The sequence below is a fragment of the Gilliamella sp. Occ4-3 genome (assembly GCF_001690675.1).
Classification (GTDB): Bacteria; Pseudomonadota; Gammaproteobacteria; order Enterobacterales; family Orbaceae; genus Gilliamella; species Gilliamella bombi.
Map to the genome: position 1 here is coordinate 14,349 of NZ_LZHR01000117.1, position 18,130 is coordinate 32,478.

Sequence of the window (18,130 nt, forward strand, 5' to 3'; positions counted from 1 at the left end):
TTATGATCAATAACAAAGCAAATTAAATATCTATGCTAAACATAAAAGCAACCAACAAATTTAGCTGGTCAGCACTTATCTTTAATATTTTATTTTTTACTTATTTTTCTAGTGCATTACAGTTATATATTTTTCTTTCGGGGCATTCCAATGCAATTGGACTTCGCGATTCAATTATCTATAGTTTGATTTGGCTTATTCCTGTTTTGATTTTTCCTAATTATACAAGAAAGATTGCGACTATATTTGGTCTTATTATCGGCTGTTTGTCTTTGGTTTCAGTCGGTTATTTTGTGATTTATCGACAAGAATTTTCGCAAAGTGTATTTTTTGTTATGGCAGAATCAAATTATAGTGAATCGAGCGAATTTGTTCAGCAGTATTTTAGTATTAAATTAGTTGTAGTATTGATTATTTATAGTTTAGTGGGTATTTATCTTTGGAGTAAAGTCAGACCTGTTTATATTAAAACTTCTACTAAATGGATTGTATCACTATTAATAGCTATTTATGCCATAATGCCTGTGTTTATTAGTGTGACAATAAAAAAATCATCTATTGAAAAAGCCGGAACTCATTTATTAACGCGTATGGAAACAACTGTGCCATGGCAACTTATTAATAGCTATTTAGCTTATCGATCTCAACTTAAAAATATGGAAGATATTTTAAATCATTTAGACACTTTATCTCCTGTTGAAAATTTAAAAGATGCTAACGGTAATACGCCTAGGACGTTGGTGTTAGTCATTGGTGAATCAACAACACGTAATAGGATGAGTATTTATGGTTATGGGCGAAATACCACACCTCAAATTGAGCAGTTTAAAAAAGATAATACTGATTTTGTTGTATTTAACGATGTGGTTTCATCAAGACCTTATACTATCGAAATTTTGCAACAAGCGTTAACTTTTGCTGATGAGAAGCATCCCGATTTATACCTTAAAACTCCTTCATTAATAAATCTTATGAAGCAAGCAGGGTATAAAACATTTTGGATCACTAACCAGCAGACCATGACCAAGCGTAATACTATGTTGACTATGTTTTCTAAACAAGCCGATGAACAGTTTTATATGAATAACGATCGTAATCAAAGTTCAAGACAATATGATGAATCGGTATTTGAGCCTTTCAAAAAAGTGCTAGCTGACAACGCTGAAAAGAAATTTATTGTTATCCATCTGCTTGGTACGCATATGAAATACGAGTTCCTCTATCCAAAAGACGGTAAGTATGACCGTTTTAAAGATAAGGAAAGTATTCCATATCCTCTCGATGACGATAAAGTAGATGTATATAATAGTTATGATAATGCAATAAGTTATAACGATTATGTCACAACAACACTGTTTAATATCTTTAAAAACAGTAAAGAAAATGGTTTTATGTTATATTTTTCAGATCATGGTGAAGATGTTTATCAAACGCCACCGCATAATGTGTTAGGGCGAAACGAGAAGGCACCAACTAAAACTATGTATACTGTGCCATTTATGCTTTGGCAATCGCCAACATGGGTGGAAACGCATCCTAATAACTATCAAGCTTATGTAGATCGAAAATTTAGTACACAAGATTTGATTCATACTTGGTCTGATTTAGCTGGATTAAGTTATAACTTATATGTTCCTGAAAAAAGTATTGTTAATCCTAATTTTCATGAATCGATTCGTTGGATTGGCGATCCTTATGACAAGAATGGCCTAATTGATTTTGATAAATTAACTAAGTAATTCACTTAGGTTGTTTACACAAATATTTAAGGTATAATATTGTATATTTATACAGTTATATTTGAGTATTGTGAAACCCGCTATGCGAAAAATTATTCATGTTGATATGGATTGTTTTTATGCCGCCGTTGAAATGAGAGACAATCCCCGTTATCGCAATATGCCTATTGCGGTAGGGGGCGATCCTCGTAAGCGTGGCGTGGTTGCGACTGCCAATTATTTAGCTCGTCAGTATGGTATACACAGTGCTATGTCAATGGCTCAAGCCATAAAACTTTGTCCTAACCTTAAAATTATAGCGGGTAGGCATGCAGTTTATAAAGAAGTCTCCAAACAGATCCACCAAATATTTAAACGATATACTGAATCTATTGAGGCTTTATCACTCGACGAAGCTTACCTTGATGTAACTGATTGCAAACTTTGTTATGGTTCAGCTACTTTAATTGCTCAAGATATCCGTCAGGCAATTTACAAGGAACTTGAGTTAACTGCATCGGCAGGTGTTGCTCCACTTAAGTTTCTTGCCAAAATAGCCTCTGATATGAATAAACCTAATGGTCAATATGTAATAACACCAGATAACGTTGATAGTTTTATAGAGCAGCTACCGTTAAAAAAAATCCCAGGTGTGGGTAAGGTCACGGAAAAAAAATTAGCCCAATTGGGGCTATTTACATGCAATGATATTGTTAATTATGATGTAACTAAATTAATTACCCAATTCGGTAAATTTGGAAGAATACTATATGAGCGATGCCAAGGTATTGATGATCGTGAAGTGTGTAATGACAGGCAACGTAAATCGGTAGGGGTAGAGCGTACTTTAACTGATGATATTCATAGTTGGGAAGAATGTTTATTGCAGTTCGATCCATTATTTGATGAAATGGAAAAACGGTTAAGCAAAGTTCGTGCTGATTTATCGATTGCTCGGCAAGGCGTAAAATTTAAGTTTGACGATTTTCAGCTAACTACGCAAGAACATGTGTGGTCTAAATTGGATAAAGCTGATTTAATTGAGCAAGCGCATAAAGTTTGGTTAGAACGGCGTAATGGGCGTGGAGTTCGGTTAATTGGTTTTCATGTAACGTTAATCGATCCGCAAGTTGAAAAGCAGTTGATTTTTCAGTTTTAGCCCTTTTAACCATAAAAATGAGGATGCAGGCAAAGCCTTCAAACATCCTCATAACAAATGATAGCTAGCTAATAATGATTATTTCAAACTTGCACCATTAGTACTAATGACTTCTTTGTACCATTCAAAAGAGTCTTTTTTATAGCGTTTCATACTACCGTTACCTTCATTATCACGGTCAACATAAATTACGCCATAACGTTTTTTCATTTCGCCAGTAGTGAATGATACAACATCAATAATTCCCCAAGCAGTGTAACCCATTACATCAACACCATCATAATCTATAGCAGTTTGCATGGCTTTGATATGGGCACCTAAATATTCAATACGTGGTTTATCGTGTATTTGATTACCGTTTTCGAGTTCATCAATTGCACCAAAACCATTTTCGACAATAAATAGCGGTAATTGATATCGATCATACAGACGATTAAGTGTATAACGTAAACCTTCAGGATCAATTGGCCAACCCCAATCGCTGCTTTTTATATAAGGATTTTCAACCGCATTAGGTAGTGCACCGTTAACTATGTTGTCACGATTATCATTTTTGGCATCAGCTTTAACGACAGTAGACATATAATAGCTAAAGCCAATGTAATCAACCGTACCTTTTTTCAAATAACCTAAATCTTCTTCGGTAATATCGAGTTTATATCCTTCACGTTCAAATTCTTTTAATGCATAAGCTGGATAGTAACCGCGAACGTGAACATCAGGGAAGAAGAATCGTTGATGCATGGCAATTTCTGAAGCCATCATATCTTCAGGATTACAAGAATATGGATAAATTGGCACATGCGATACCATACAACCAATTTGAAAATCAGGATTAATTTTTTTACCTGCTATTACTGCTTTAGCACTGGCTAACAGTTCATAGTGTGCAACTTGGTACAGAACTTCTTGCGGATTTTCGCCAGGTTTAACTTGCACGCCCGAGTTAGTCCAAAAGAAGATAGGATTACTAGTATCCATTTGATTATTGATTTCGTTAAATGTCATCCAGTATTTAACTTTATTTTTATAACGTTCAAAACATGCAGTAGCAAAGCGCTCAAAAAATTCAACTGTCTTACGGTTTCTAAAACCGCCATAATGGCGAGCAATATGTAAAGGCATTTCAAAATGGGATAATGTAATAACTGGTTCAATGCCGTGAGCTATTAGTTCATCAAAAACATCATCATAAAAGCGCAGGCCTTCTTCATTTGGTTCAAGTTCATCACCCTTTGGAAAAATTCGTGTCCACGCGATCGAGGTGCGTAAACATTTAAGACCTAATTCGGCAAAAAGTTTGATATCGTCTTTATAATGATGATAAAAATCAATTGCAGTATGGTTTGGATAAAATTTACCCGCTTCGATATCTTGAGTGATTTGTCTTGCAACGCCATGAGCACCTGCGGTCATAACATCAACCACACTTGGGCCTTTACCGCCTTCATTCCAACCGCCTTCAAATTGGTGAGCGGCTAAAGCACCGCCCCATAAAAATGGTTTTTTAGTCATTTTTGATTCCTTGTTATTGCTTAATTTTAAATATGATATCATTAATCGTTACGTCAGTTTTATCGGTTAATGAAATTAATTGGTATTGATCGGTGTTAACAATAATAATTGGCGTAATTAATGGATAACCTGCTTGTTTAATAGCATCAGGATTAAAGCTAATTAGCAAATCTCCTTTTTTCACTTTTTGATTCAATTCAATGTGATATTCAAACTCATTATTAGTTAAATTAACGGTATCAATCCCCACATGAATTAATAACTCAACACCGTTATCTAATGTTAAACCAATAGCATGTTTAGAACTTTCAAACACGGCTGTGACTTCGCCATCAAAAGGTGCATAAACGTGGTTATCCGTTGGTTCAATAGCAATTCCTTCTCCCATCAATTTTTGCGCAAAAGCAGGGTCTGGCACTTCGCTTAGTGGTAAAGCATGACCTGTCATCGGGCTTGTGATGTCAACTTCATCAAGAAGAATCTTAGGATTATCATCTTCGATATTGATATTTTCTTGACTATTAGCCGTATCTTGTATGGTTTCGCCAGTTCCAAAAATTTGGATCAAAACTACTGGTCCTAAAAGAGCAATAAGCGCACCAATCAAGACACCAGTAAATGAATCTGGATTATTAGGGCTAATTGCATTAACGATAGTTAGTGGACCTGGTAAACCAGCGTAAGCAACATAGTGAGGAGCAAAAAATCCTGCCACAATACCACCACAAGATGCAGAAATACAACCATAAATAAATGGTTTTTTAAAGCGTAAGTTAACACCATAAATAGCAGGTTCGGTTATACCGAATAAGCCAGTGATAAAAGCAGATAATGAAATACCTTTCATCTCTTGCGTTTTGGTTTTTAAATAAAAACCTAATGCTGCACCGACTTGACCAATAACGGCAATGGTTTGAAATGCTTGGAAAGAGTCTTGACCATATTGTTTAAAGTTTTCAACAATGACAGGTGTGATCCCCCAATGTACACCAAAAATAACAAAGACTTGCCAAACAGCACCTATGATTCCGCCTGCAACTGAAGGCGCTAGGCTAACAAACCAATTATAGCCGTTGGCAATGTATTGTGCACCATTTGCTGTTAATGGACCAACAACAAGTAATGTTAAAGGTACCATAATGACAAGACTAAATAATGGCAATAAAACGGGTTTTATAATGCTATGCAGTCTAGGCTCTAAAAATCGTTCTAAATAAGAAAGTAACCAAACTAAAAAGAGTGGTGGTAAAACGGTTGAAGCATAAGTGGTTTGTGATAGCGCAATACCAAATAGATCAATTTCTTGTCCTTCACTAATTAGTTTTGCAAACTCTGTCCATGTCGGTGATAACAGCGCAGCACAACAAGCAACAGCGATATATAAGTTACAACGAAAATGCTGAGAAGCTGTAATGGCAATAAAGATAGGTAAAAAGAAAAAAGGTGCCCAAGAGATGAAATTGAATACCTCAAAAGTCCCCGTTTTTTCTAGCTCAGGACAGGCTAATTTAAGTAAAATCAAGATACCTTGTAAAATCCCCGAAGCGGCTAAAACATAAACAAACGGCGCAAAAACAGCTGACATCGTTGCAATAACACGATTTAAAATATTCGCTTTATCGTTATTGGTTACTTTATTATCAGTATTAATCAGTTGAGTAAAGGCGTTATAGACTTTATCAACATGTGTACCAATAACCACTTGGATTTGACCGCCTTTTTCAACAACGGTAATCACACCCGGCAATTTAGCAATGTTTTCTTTTGCATGATCTGGTGTGTGTTGGGTAACAAGGCGAAGGCGTGTTGCACAGCGAGAAACGGTAACAATATTCTTCTCACCACCTAACTCATTTAAAATATCAACAGCTAGTTTGTTATAATCTCTAATTTTTGATGACATCCACAAACTCCTTAAAAGCAATTCAGTAAGATTATTTTATCGACAATTTCAAAATTGTTAATTAACAATTATATTGTTTGTGATCTTGATCTACTTTTACATCATTTAATTTAAAAGTTAAAATAACTTGTATAAAATAATGTTTAAATTTTTCATTAAATAAAAAGATATAAAAATGGTTAAATATCAGGATGTTGCAAAAAAAATCAAACAGATGATTTATCAAAAACAACTGTCCAAAGGCACTCAGCTTGCTAATATTGACGGGTTAATTAATCAATATCAGGTCAGTCGTAGTACAATTGTTAAAGCGCTTAACTGTCTTGAGCGGCAGGGCGTTATTTATCAAGTGCAAGGTAGTGGTATTTTTGTTCGTGAACGTAAAAAAAGAGGCTATCTTAATTTTTTGCAAAGTCATGGTTTTACTGTCGATCTAGAAGATGTTTATGGTTCTTCAACTGTACTTAATGTTGATATCATCAAGCCCAGTGCAAGAGTTAAAGAAAATCTACAGTGCGATGATAACGAAGAGGTCTATTTTGTTAAAAGATTGCGCTATGTTGAAGATAAATTATATGGTTTAGAGCAGTCATATTACCGTAAAAAGTTAATTTGTTATTTAAATAAAGAAATTGTAGAAAACTCAATTTTTAATTACATTCAGGAAAATTATAATATTAATATTGGTTTTTCTGATAAATATTTACAGGTAATAAAACTTGATGAAGAAATGGCTCCCTATTTAGGACTGCAACCTGGCGAACCTGCACTTTGTGTTGAAGAAATATTTTACACCTCATCTGGTGAACCATTTGATTTTTCAAAAATCATTTATCATTATGAGCATGCAAGATTTTGCATACAAAATCACTCAAAGTAAGTTTGAATGATAAATTATTAGGAAGATGAATAAGAAATCGATCATTCATCTTCCTTTAATTATTAGCGAATTTAACTGTTAACACTTAAATTTCACCACCAACACCCTTAAACTTTTCAACCAATGCGGCGATCTTTTCAAAGACTCGGTTCTTTTTAATTAAATATTGGGGATTCAGTGGGCTCATTTTTGGTAAAATCTCGTTCAACTCTGTGCCGTTTTCGGTTGCATATTTTCGCTTTAATGATGATGCAATATAGCGTTTTGTTGCCGCTTCATTTAAATTTTCCTCTTCAATTAAGGAATTAAGCTCTACCTGTAACTCTTGCTGTGCATACAAGAAAAACGCATCAATAATCGAGGCTTTATCTGGAATAGTATCAAGATCAGTTTGTTTTATAAACTCAACAACTAGTTCTTCTTTAGCTCGATTTTCTAAGCTTGATCGAATTAATCGCTTAGCATCTTCGACAATGTCCTGTTTGGTTTTTTCTTGTTTATTTTGTTCATAAATTAACTCAAGAATATAATCCAAATTGATCTCTTGTGATTTTAATAGATCTATTTCAAAAACTACATCATCCCAGTCAACCCTTTGCTGATCTTGTTGATTGGCTTCTTTTTCTCGGCGTAGCCAATCACGAATATCATTATAAGTTGAACGATAATTTTGAATTGTGCGGTCAGTCGGTAGTTTAACTGCTTGCATTTTTTGCAGATCTTCATCAGTCACATAATGCTTTTCTTTAAACGTTAAAACCGCCTGCGCATCTTTCATATCTAATTGTTGGAAATCCTTTAATGCAACAAATTCATCATAATTTTGTAATATATTGTCAGCACGTAAGTACTCACCAAATAATTTAACAAACTCTTTTTTATCTTTTTCTTTGATAATTTCATCAGGGCGTGGGAACTTTTCTTGTAACTCGGCAACGATGGCTAGATAGCCATTGTGGAAATTACCTGAATCTTTATCAGTAAACCCTTCCATGTAATCCTTAAAGCTTTTTTCTAACACTACTTCATGAGTATTACTTTTACCAAATGTTATTATTGCATCAATGGTCGCTTGTTCTAAATCACGAAACGCCACAATATTACCAAAGGTTTTGGTGGCATTATAGATACGATTGGTGCGTGAAAAGGCTTGAATTAACCCATGATACCTCAGGTTTTTGTCAACAAATAAGGTATTAAGTGTTGGCGCATCAAAGCCAGTTAAAAACATACCAACCACAATTAATAAATCAATTTCTTTATTTTTTACTTTTAAAGACAAATCGCGATAATAGTTTTGAAATTGATCGCTACTGACATCAAAGTTAGTTTTAAACATCTGATTATAATCTGATATCGCAGAAGCTAAAAACTCTTTAGCACTTTGATTTAAGGCATCTATTTCAAAACTTTCATCGGCAAAATTACCTTGCGCATCTTGTTCTTCATTAGCAGAATAAGAAAATATCGTGGCTATTTTTAACGGCTGATTTGCACCTTCTTGTAGTTTTTTGAATGATTCATAATAGAGTTTAGCCGCATCTACACTACTCACTGCAAACATGGCATTGAACCCTTTACTTTTGCCCATTAATCGGTGGGTTTTTTGTTTAAAATTATTCAGAATATATTGTGTGATTTGCTCAATACGGTTTGGGTGGAGCAATGCTTTTTTATTTTCAGCAGCGCTGAGTTTTTCGAGATTTTGTTCTTGCTCTATCGATTTAAAATTAGGACGCACATCATTATAGTCAACTTTAAATTTTAGTACCTTTTCGTCACGAATTGCATCGGTTAATACATAAGCGTGCAGTTCACGACCAAAAACATCCGCTGTGGTTTGCGTTCCGATTGCGTTAGTATGCATAATCGGCGTACCAGTAAAACCAAATTGGTAATATTTTTTAAATTTACGCTTTAAGTTTTTTTGAGCTTCGCCAAACTGGGAGCGGTGCGCTTCGTCAAAAATAAATACCACATGTTTATCATAGATTGCTAAACTATCATCGCTTTTCATTAAATTATTAAGCTTTTGAATAGTGGTGACAATAATTTTATTATCGGTTTTCTCAATATTGCGCTTAAGCCCTGCGGTACTATTTGAACCATTCACACTATCTTTTGAAAATTTTTGATACTCTTTCATGGTTTGATAATCCAGATCTTTACGATCCACCACAAAAAAAACTTTATCAATAAATTCTAATTCGGTTGCAAGGCGTGCCGTTTTAAAACTGGTTAATGTTTTGCCAGAACCTGTTGTGTGCCAAATAAAACCACCACTTTGTAAGCTACTCCACTTTTTGGCATGATAAGCGCTAATGATTTTCCATAATATACGCTCGGTGGCGGCGATCTGGTAAGGGCGCATAATTAACAATGTGTCATTCACATCGAGCACCGAATAAGTCAATAACACATTTAACAGCGTTCGGCTGGCAAAAAAGGTTGCGGTAAAGTCTTTTAGATCTTTTATCGGCTCGTTTTTAACATTAGCCCAATTCATTGTAAAATCAAAGCTATTTTTGTCACGTTTAGTCGTGTTAGCAAAATAACGCGTATCGGTACCATTTGATATAACAAATAGTTGTAGATATTTAAATAGTGAATTGTCTTGATTAAAACTCTCTTTACTATAGCGATGCACTTGATTAAAGGCTTCACGAATAGCAATACCACGCTTTTTTAGTTCAACTTGAACAAGCGGCAAGCCATTAACTAAAATAGTCACATCATAACGATTTGCATAATTACCTGTTTGCTGAAATTGATGGATAACTTGTAATTTATTATTAGCGACATCTTTTTTATCTAACAGTTTGATATTTTGGATATGACCATCATCAAAAACAAAATCGTAAATATGATCGTGGTGGATTTTGCGACTTTTATCGATCATAGATTCATTGGGTTTATCCAAATACTCTAATACAAAACGTCGCCATTCATCATCGGTAAATTGCATTTTGTTTAGTGTTTGCAATTGCTCACGAATATTGGTTAATAACTTTTCATGCGTATTTAAATTCGGTAAGTATTCATAACCTTGTCGAGCTAAATCATGAATAAATTCATTTTCTAAATCCGTTTCAGTTTGATAAACAGCTGCTGATTCTTCAAGTTTGTTGTAGTTATCTAAAATAATATAGCTATTTGTTTCGGCGATGGGTTTTGTATAAGTCGTCATAGTCTATTCCAAATGTTTAATATTGTAATTTTATTCTACTATTTAGTTCGCTGTAATTTGTCTGTTATTTATTGTTCTGCCTTAGGAAAATCCAATAACAAATTCCGATAATATTCATATTGTTTTTGTCGTAATTCAATTTCACGCGGTAAACCCTCTGTAATGGAATTTGTTAGAGTATCGAATTTGTCTAAAATTTCGACAATACGAGCTTGTTCCTTGAGTGGGGGAATGGGTAAGTGATATTTAAGAATAGCTTCTTTATTTCCTCGTGGCATTTTTGCGCCTTTGGCATGTTGCATATTGTATTCAAAAAAATTATCATTCGCTAAGACATGGTATAAATATCTGTGAAATAATAGATCGTTTTTGGGACGAATGACTAGAACATCGCCATTAGTTCCTCCAAAATATTCTGCTTGCCAAATTTTTTTTAAATAAGGACGAATATTTCCAATCAAAATATCATTGGTAAGATATTCTGTAAAATTTCCTTCTTTAGGCACATGGTTTGAATCAGTTTTTCCTGCTCGATTTTGTAATAAATTATCAACACCTACATAATTTTTTTCATTAAGCTTATCAAAGCTAATACGAGTGTTTGAATAATGAGCGACTTCCCCTAAAGCCTTCCACTCAACCTCATCATCTTTAAAGGTCAACAATTTATCTCGATAATAGTTGTATTGTTTTTTCCTTGTGGTAAGCTCTGCTGTGAGCTCTGCTGTGAGGGCTGTAAATGTGTCTAAAATACGGACAATTTCGGTTTGAACGTGTAGAGTGGGGATAGGGATCTGAAATTGTTCAAGCATTGGTTTTCTGATTGAAATAGAGGTAGCGCCAACACATTTAGTCAAAATATATTGTTTAAATTTATCACACATTAAATAATATAAATATTTTGTATTTAGTTTATTTGAAAATACATGAATTCTGTATGCTCTTTGATGTAATGCATACTTCCCCTCAATATAATGGAAAATATCGCCAATGCCACCTTCTCCTGGAATGACTATTGAGGTTTCATCAAACTGAAATTTTTTTGATTTTAATATGTTTTTGGAACGAACATAAAATGGATATTGTCCATGTTCATCTTCATCCTGCCTATTTGCATTACCTGTTCCAACTTCTGCCACTTCCCCCAGTGTCTTCCACTCAACCTCAACACCTTTTAATAACTCAGTTATATTATTACGCATAATCATCCCTCAATCTCCGCCACAATTGCGTCAATTTGGGATCGTAAGCTATCAATTTTAGCAACAGTTGCTTTTATTTCGGCATTAAGTTGATTGATATCAATCACTTCACGGGTATCTTCGGCTTCAACATACGAACTGACTGATAGATTATAGTCATTTTGCGCAATGGTTTGATTATCGACCGATTTAGCAAAATATTCGATATCTTGCTTGCTAGCAAATACTTGCATAATTTCTTGAATATGTTCATCAGTGAGCACATTATTATTGGTCTCTTTTTTAAACAGTTTACTAGCATCAATAAATTGTGTTGTTTTGACGGTTTTATTTTTGGCAAGCACTAAAATATTAACCGCAATCGAGGTACCATAAAATAAGTTGGGTGCCAGTGAGATTACGGTTTCAACAAAATCATTATCGACCAAATATTTGCGAATTTTTTGTTCCGCACCACCACGGTAAAATATCCCCGGAAAGGTAACAATCGCGGCTCGCCCGCACTCAGATAGATAACTTAGTGCATGCATAATAAAGGCAAAATCGGCTTTCGATTTTGGTGCCAGCACGCCAGCGGGTGCGTATCGGTCATCATTAATTAAGGTTGGATCATCACTGCCAATCCATTTAATTGAATAGGGTGGATTAGAAACGATTGCATCAAATAGCTTTTCGTCGCCAAATTTTGGATTAAGTAGCGTGTCCCCTAAAGCAATTTCAAATTTATCATAGTTGATATTGTGTAAAAACATATTCATTCGAGCAAGGTTATAGGTAGTATGATTGATTTCTTGACCGAAGAACCCATCCTCAATAATATGTTCGTCAAACTGTTTTTTCGCTTGTAATAATAAAGAGCCTGATCCTGCTGCTGGATCATAGATTTTATTGACCTTTTTTTGATTATGTAAGGCTAATTGCGAGATCAGCTTGGACACATTCGGCGGCGTAAAAAACTCGCCTCCTGATTTACCAGCATTCGAGGCATAATTAGAAATCAAATACTCATAAGCATCGCCAAACAGATCGATTTTATTGTCTGCAAAATCACCAAAATCAAGTTCGGCTACACCATTAAGTACTGCGGCTAACCGTTTGTTTTTATCTGCAACAGTATTACCTAATCGGTTACTGGTAGTATCAAAATCGGCAAATAATCCTTTAATATCGCTTTCTGAAGGGTAACCAATGGCTGAGCTTTCAATCGCATTAAAAATATTTGCCAAGTCAGTATTTAAACTTGGATTGGTATTAGCTTCAGCTACAATTTTACAAAATAATTGGCTAGGATAAATAAAATAGCCTTTGGTTTTTATTGCGTCTTTTTTTATTTCATCGATAATGACATCGTCGGATAATGTGCTGTAATCAATACTCTCATCGCCACCTTCAATATAATTGGCAAAATTTTCACTAATAAAGCGATAAAACAAAGAACCAAGTACATACTGTTTAAAATCCCAACCATCGACAGCACCACGGACTTCGTCGGCAATTTTCCAAATTTGTCGTTGTAGTTGATCGCGTTGTTGCGTTTCGGTAATTGATTTAGCGTTATTAGATGTCATATTTTTCAAAATTCCTAAATAAAAAATAGGTGCTGCCTAATTAGAAAGTAACTAATTTTTACTTTCATATTAGTCATTTTATAGCTACCTGTTATAGGTGCTATAGCATAGCTGATTTGTTGTTATTTTTCCATCTGGGGCGTTTATTAAAAACTCAGCCAATGGGTATTTTGAACTTTAAGGCTGGAAAATCTTAAAAAATAACAAAGCAACAAAATCTAAAAACAAAAACCCTTTTTTTAGCTATATTTTAAAATTCAATAAAATCAATAAATTAAATTCATCTCAAAAAAAAGGGTTTTTAAAACCTAAATACCTATTTGCCTTTTTACATACTATATTGATAGTATATTAGCTTCTAGTTCACTGCCGTGTAGGCAGTTTAGAAAGTACGCTTCATATTCGATGTACAGACAATCATGTTCACTGCCGTGTAGGCAGTTTAGAAAGCCGTATGTTGCTGTTTTTTGCTCCCAGCGACGTTCACTGCCGTGTAGGCAGTTTAGAAAGGCATCCGAACCTTTTCTAACAAAGTTGACGAGTTCACTGCCGTGTAGGCAGTTTAGAAAGTGGTCGCAAATTCATGTTATCGAGTTGCCAGGTTCACTGCCGTGTAGGCAGTTTAGAAAAAAGCCGAAAACAAGGAACTTGGGCAAAACTCGTTCACTGCCGTGTAGGCAGTTTAGAAATGCGCTTAAAAATTACGCATTTTAATATAAAACTTCACCGCCGCATAGGCGGTCTTTTGTATAAAAATAGAAATTTCTGTATAACTGGTTGATTTTAATGAAAATAAAAAATTAAATAAAATCAATGCTCTACCTGAACGATTTTGTGGGCGTAATACATCTTATAACATGGTAAGGATTATATGTTCATTGGTTGTTAGGTAATTCACTAATTCCTTGGTTTAGAAATTATCACCAATATTCATTATTTCCACAAAAGTTAAGACTTACAAAACCTAACACCGTATTCTAATTAAAAAATTGCATAAAAAACTAGCCAAGTTTTTTTAAAATGGCTATACTTTAACACCTTAAAGGAATAGATTATTAAACAATCAAATAAACATAAAAATTAAAATAAATCATTAATTTACTTGACAGGTGAACCGTAATGCATTATCATTTTAAACACCAAACACCAAACACCAACACTGGCAAACCTATGTCTTAAATTTATCAGATAAACACACTAGTTGGATTTTTAACCCCACCACGTTTATATCTTCAAAGTTATTTTTCAAATTATTATCAAAATTATTCCGAAAAGTTCCGTTAGTATTGATATTGTTATTATTGTCTTCTTTATGGAATGTACAGGCGAATGGCAAAAAGGTTCGAACGGGTAATCGTAGTGATGCAATACTGCTACCGTCGGCAGTTATCAATTATGTAAGGCCAAATCTATTTTGGGGTAATGGTAAATACGCAGGTCCAGCTGACATATGGAATCCTAAGAAGGGCTTCTTAGTTCAATCAACCAATCCTGAATCATACAACCTCAATTTTCCAACTACAGGAGCGCATAATTTATATTTTGATTTACTTATAACAGGAATAGATGTGAGAGACTTGACATGGAAACCTGTTACGCATGAGGGAATTACTGCAACAGTGACAAATGTTGTAGCTAATAATGACTATTGGATTCCTTGGGAGGATTTTGCAAAAGTTGTAGCCCGTGTTAAGTTAACAGGTCCAGAGGCCAGAAATCAATGGGATAATCCAAATCCTAGCCGAATTGCTGTACCAAAGTTACCGCAAACGTTTGAGTTAGTGGGTAGAGATAGATATGGTATTGAGGTAGTAAAATATGGATTTGTGTTGAGGCAGTGGTTCGTCGTTCGGGATAATCCCAATGGATATGTTAATGGTAGACGTCATAATGACCAGTTAGCATGGTGTAATAATATAGGCTACCGGATGCCAAGGATCAGGGATTTAACTAACGCGGCAGGTCCTGTAGGCGCCAGCCCATCTTCATCAGATAATAATTACATGCGCTATATTGGTGCAGGCTTTTTTTCCGAGTGGGGCTGGATGTTCGGCTACACTGGTGCTAGCTTTGTCGACAACCGCTACTGGACGAGCGATACCGACGACAACTACTGGATGAGCGATACCGACGACGACTACTGGACGGAAGCTGCTAAGGTTAAGGATAGCCACCCGTTCACTGTGGGCTCACACTCTGGCAGCTTCTCTGGGTACTTCCCGTTTTACAGCACTTATGTTGTTTGCTCCTTGGACCTTAGACCTTAGTCCTGAGGTCGCCGAGGCCAATATTTAGAAACACCTATTTTGATACTTTAACTATCATAAAATTGTTTACCGCCGTGTAGGCGGTTTAGAAATATATAAAGATATGTCTGGGAGAGTTAGTGCTTCATGAAGTCTTTTTGTATTACAAACGGTTGAATGAATGGCCGTAATACGTTTATTCAAATTGATAATAATTTTCTTTATGATATTAACGCCATATCGCTTGTTGGTGATACGGCGTTAATTTTATTTTACGAAAATTTATTACAGTAGTTTAACTGACTATTTCCTATAACCAACGCAATTGATTCCTACACATCATATTAGTTGATTGATCATTATTTTGCCATTTTGGGGGTATCTATCTGCTTTACTAATGTAAAATCTATAGCTAATAATTTTTCTAATCGTGCAAGTATCCAATTATAACGATCTTTTAATGCATCTTCATGCCATTGTTGATTAAATGTTTTTTGATTAAAATCATCTAATACTTTTTGAGAAAGGCGAAAAGCAGTCGTGTTATTAGTATGATTACCCTGATATACGATCATTTTGACATTGAAAGGATTATTACTAGCATCAATATTTTTTTTACCGCTTAATAGTGTCAAATTAGCAATACTATGTAACCATCTGTTTTTTACTTCTTCGGTGATATGATTCCATTCTGCAATAGTCTTATATTTTTTAGGTAATATATGTTCAAGGTGCAAGTCATTATTAAGTTTTAATAAAATAGGATTAGATTGATCGGTTAGATCATACTCAATTAAAATCAAAAGAGGTTTAATCCATGCTTCTTTATCAACCATATTAGAAGTTAGCTGAGATATCGCTAATTCATAAATCTTTTCGGAATTTAATTTATTTGAAAAGATTGCTTTTAAATAATTGATATGTTTTTTTTCTTTCAGTGCTTTAATGACATTAAAAGAAGTCTGCTTTACTTGGGATAATGTTTTTCCCGCAATCCAATATAAATAATAAAAGCGTCTTAGTTCAAAAACTAATTCATCAAAATCTTTATAATTTGTTGTAATGGCTGTCATTAATATCGCTTTCCAATAATTACTCCATCTCAAATATTGGAATGAATAAATATTTTTATCTTTTGAACAATATATTTTTTCGTAATAATTAATAACAAATTGTTTTAATGAGGCTATGACTTGATTAGGATCTTGATTTTCGAATAAGCTTTGTAGCTCTTCAGTGAATGATTTTTTTTGATTTGAGCCTAATAAATAATGTGCATAAATAATAAACAAATCATTTAAACTTATATCGTCACATTGTTTAATGAGCTGCTCCATTTCACGCCAATCAGACATAAAACTATCTTCTTTTAATTTTGAAGTGGCTAAATCATCTTTATATTTTTTATAAAGCTTTTCTAATAAAAAACTTTTTATTAAATCAGCAGAAGTTAAATCTAAACCTCTATTATTGAGCACCTGAAACAATTTAATAGCAAAATCACGACTGGTACAATCGATACGTATAATTTTAACTTGGTAAAACAAATAATTAATTAACTCTCCAAGTTTATTTTCAGGTAAAGAATTTAATTTCTCTTTAAAAATTAGTGCTGTATTAATAAATTTAAATTTGGGTTCTTGATCATTTTTAATTTGATATTTATATGGAGGAGGCAATATTTTTGTTGCTCCCTCGTTTAAAATATACGCTTCAAAATCAGATTGATGAGAGCTATGAGTGTGTAATCTTAAACGTGAAGCTCGGCTATTAAAGATTATTGCAGAACGGATAATATCAATATTTACAGAAAGGGGATTTAAATTATCATGTAGATTAAGATTCGGAAAATAATCACGTATAACGCAAAATAGTATCATTAACGTTGTTAATCTTTGTTGTCCATCGACAACATCAATATAAGGGGAATTAGGTTCATCATAAGAATTTGCTGTAATAACAGAGCCAAGAAAGTAATTTGGTACGTCATTTTCATATGATTCTAAAATATCGTCCCATAACTGTTCAACTTGTTCACTTTCCCATTTATAAGGTCTTTGATACTTTGGTATTTTATAAAGATTTTTTGTATCACCAAATAATTCACTAATCGATAAACTACGGGGTTTAAAAGATTCTTCCATATTTATACCTACTTATATTTCTATTTAATTTAATTTAATTTAATTTGAAAACATTTGATTATTAGGGCGTGTTGATCTTTCGTGATTATTTTTTAGACGGCATGATGTGAGTTATAATAATTCAGCCAAAAACAACCATAACTCGATTCATCATGCCAAGAACAATGCTAACAGATAAACGGTGGGAAAAGCTACTACAAATAATGAAAAATACCGGCCGAGTTTATAATAAATCCGAGCATCGGATGACGTTTGAAGGGATCCTTTTCCGAATGAGAACCGGTATTCCTTGGCGAGATTTGCCAAAAGAGTTTGGTGAATGGAGCACCGTCTATAGACGATTTAATTTGTGGTCTAAAAAGGGAATATTAGTTAATATTTTCAAACATTTATCACAACTAGCGGATTTTGAATGGGTGTTCCTAGATGGCTCGATTATCAAGGCTCATCAACATAGTACAGGCGCTGCAACGGAGCATTGTGAGCAAATAGGTCAGAGCTGTGGTGGTAATTCAACTAAAATTCATCTTGCGGTTGATAGTGGTGGTTTGCCTATTTGTTTTGAGCTTTCTGAAGGACAACGACATGATATCACTTATGCAGAAAAC

Annotated in this window: 11 protein-coding genes and 1 CRISPR repeat array; of the genes, 5 read left to right on the forward strand and 6 right to left on the reverse strand. The window is 34.1% G+C overall.

Annotated features, from left to right (window positions below):
* Nucleotides 1–32: 32 nt before the first annotated feature.
* The gene (gene cptA, locus A9G44_RS11905; protein WP_065611212.1) at nucleotides 33–1,739 is read left to right on the forward strand and encodes a phosphoethanolamine transferase CptA; all 1,707 of its coding nucleotides are present in this window, start codon (nucleotides 33–35) and stop codon (nucleotides 1,737–1,739) included.
* Nucleotides 1,740–1,821: 82 nt separating this feature from the next.
* Entirely contained in the window at nucleotides 1,822–2,877 is a 1,056-nt protein-coding gene (dinB, locus tag A9G44_RS11910; protein ID WP_065611232.1) for a DNA polymerase IV, read from the forward strand.
* A gap of 78 nt (nucleotides 2,878–2,955) precedes the next feature.
* Here the strand turns inward: dinB and A9G44_RS11915 are convergent, their stop codons facing one another.
* Both A9G44_RS11915 and A9G44_RS11920 read right to left on the reverse strand, forming a co-directional pair.
* Complete coding sequence (locus tag A9G44_RS11915) at nucleotides 2,956–4,392, reverse strand: 6-phospho-beta-glucosidase (RefSeq protein ID WP_065611214.1); 1,437 nt, start codon at nucleotides 4,390–4,392, stop codon at nucleotides 2,956–2,958.
* A 13-nt stretch (nucleotides 4,393–4,405) separates the two neighbouring features.
* Complete coding sequence (locus A9G44_RS11920) at nucleotides 4,406–6,295, reverse strand: beta-glucoside-specific PTS transporter subunit IIABC (RefSeq protein WP_065611216.1); 1,890 nt, start codon at nucleotides 6,293–6,295, stop codon at nucleotides 4,406–4,408.
* 175 nt (nucleotides 6,296–6,470) lie between these two features.
* Here A9G44_RS11920 and A9G44_RS11925 point away from each other — a divergent pair, with 175 nt between their 5' ends.
* Entirely contained in the window at nucleotides 6,471–7,175 is a 705-nt protein-coding gene (locus A9G44_RS11925; RefSeq protein WP_065611218.1) for a GntR family transcriptional regulator, read from the forward strand.
* A gap of 85 nt (nucleotides 7,176–7,260) precedes the next feature.
* Here the strand turns inward: A9G44_RS11925 and A9G44_RS11930 are convergent, their stop codons facing one another.
* The 3 genes from A9G44_RS11930 to A9G44_RS11940 form a co-directional block, all read right to left on the reverse strand.
* Nucleotides 7,261–10,362, reverse strand: a complete 3,102-nt coding sequence (locus A9G44_RS11930; protein WP_065611220.1) for a type I restriction endonuclease subunit R — start codon at nucleotides 10,360–10,362, stop codon at nucleotides 7,261–7,263.
* A 68-nt stretch (nucleotides 10,363–10,430) separates the two neighbouring features.
* Nucleotides 10,431–11,564: a restriction endonuclease subunit S gene (locus A9G44_RS11935; protein ID WP_218837599.1), complete on the reverse strand. Its 1,134-nt coding sequence runs from the start codon at nucleotides 11,562–11,564 to the stop codon at nucleotides 10,431–10,433.
* Nucleotides 11,565–11,566: 2 nt separating this feature from the next.
* Entirely contained in the window at nucleotides 11,567–13,132 is a 1,566-nt protein-coding gene (locus tag A9G44_RS11940; protein WP_218837600.1) for a type I restriction-modification system subunit M, read from the reverse strand.
* A 361-nt stretch (nucleotides 13,133–13,493) separates the two neighbouring features.
* Nucleotides 13,494–13,822: direct repeats of the CRISPR family, unit length 29 nt; unit sequence GTTCACTGCCGTGTAGGCAGTTTAGAAAG.
* A gap of 596 nt (nucleotides 13,823–14,418) precedes the next feature.
* On the opposite strand from A9G44_RS11940, the gene A9G44_RS11945 reads away from it, so the two are divergent.
* Complete coding sequence (locus A9G44_RS11945; protein WP_143426410.1) at nucleotides 14,419–15,399, forward strand: hypothetical protein; 981 nt, start codon at nucleotides 14,419–14,421, stop codon at nucleotides 15,397–15,399.
* A gap of 338 nt (nucleotides 15,400–15,737) precedes the next feature.
* Here the strand turns inward: A9G44_RS11945 and A9G44_RS11950 are convergent, their stop codons facing one another.
* On the reverse strand, nucleotides 15,738–17,522 hold the full coding sequence (locus A9G44_RS11950) for a DUF262 domain-containing protein (RefSeq protein WP_065611226.1): 1,785 nt from the start codon (nucleotides 17,520–17,522) through the stop codon (nucleotides 15,738–15,740).
* Between the two features lie 152 nt (nucleotides 17,523–17,674).
* Here A9G44_RS11950 and A9G44_RS11955 point away from each other — a divergent pair.
* A partial coding sequence (locus A9G44_RS11955; RefSeq protein WP_143426411.1) for an IS5 family transposase occupies nucleotides 17,675–18,130 on the forward strand: 456 nt, incomplete at its 3' end.

Bases quoted from the DNA above. Each gene is read 5' to 3' on its own strand.
- cptA (WP_065611212.1), top strand. From the start codon at position 33: ATGCTAAACATAAAAGCAACCAACAAATTTAGCTGGTCAGCACTTATC.
- dinB (WP_065611232.1), top strand. From the start codon at position 1,822: ATGCGAAAAATTATTCATGTTGATATGGATTGTTTTTATGCCGCCGTT.
- A9G44_RS11915 (WP_065611214.1), bottom strand. From the start codon at position 4,392: ATGACTAAAAAACCATTTTTATGGGGCGGTGCTTTAGCCGCTCACCAA.
- A9G44_RS11920 (WP_065611216.1), bottom strand. From the start codon at position 6,295: ATGTCATCAAAAATTAGAGATTATAACAAACTAGCTGTTGATATTTTA.
- A9G44_RS11925 (WP_065611218.1), top strand. From the start codon at position 6,471: ATGGTTAAATATCAGGATGTTGCAAAAAAAATCAAACAGATGATTTAT.
- A9G44_RS11930 (WP_065611220.1), bottom strand. From the start codon at position 10,362: ATGACGACTTATACAAAACCCATCGCCGAAACAAATAGCTATATTATT.
- A9G44_RS11935 (WP_218837599.1), bottom strand. From the start codon at position 11,564: ATGCGTAATAATATAACTGAGTTATTAAAAGGTGTTGAGGTTGAGTGG.
- A9G44_RS11940 (WP_218837600.1), bottom strand. From the start codon at position 13,132: ATGACATCTAATAACGCTAAATCAATTACCGAAACGCAACAACGCGAT.
- A9G44_RS11950 (WP_065611226.1), bottom strand. From the start codon at position 17,522: ATGGAAGAATCTTTTAAACCCCGTAGTTTATCGATTAGTGAATTATTT.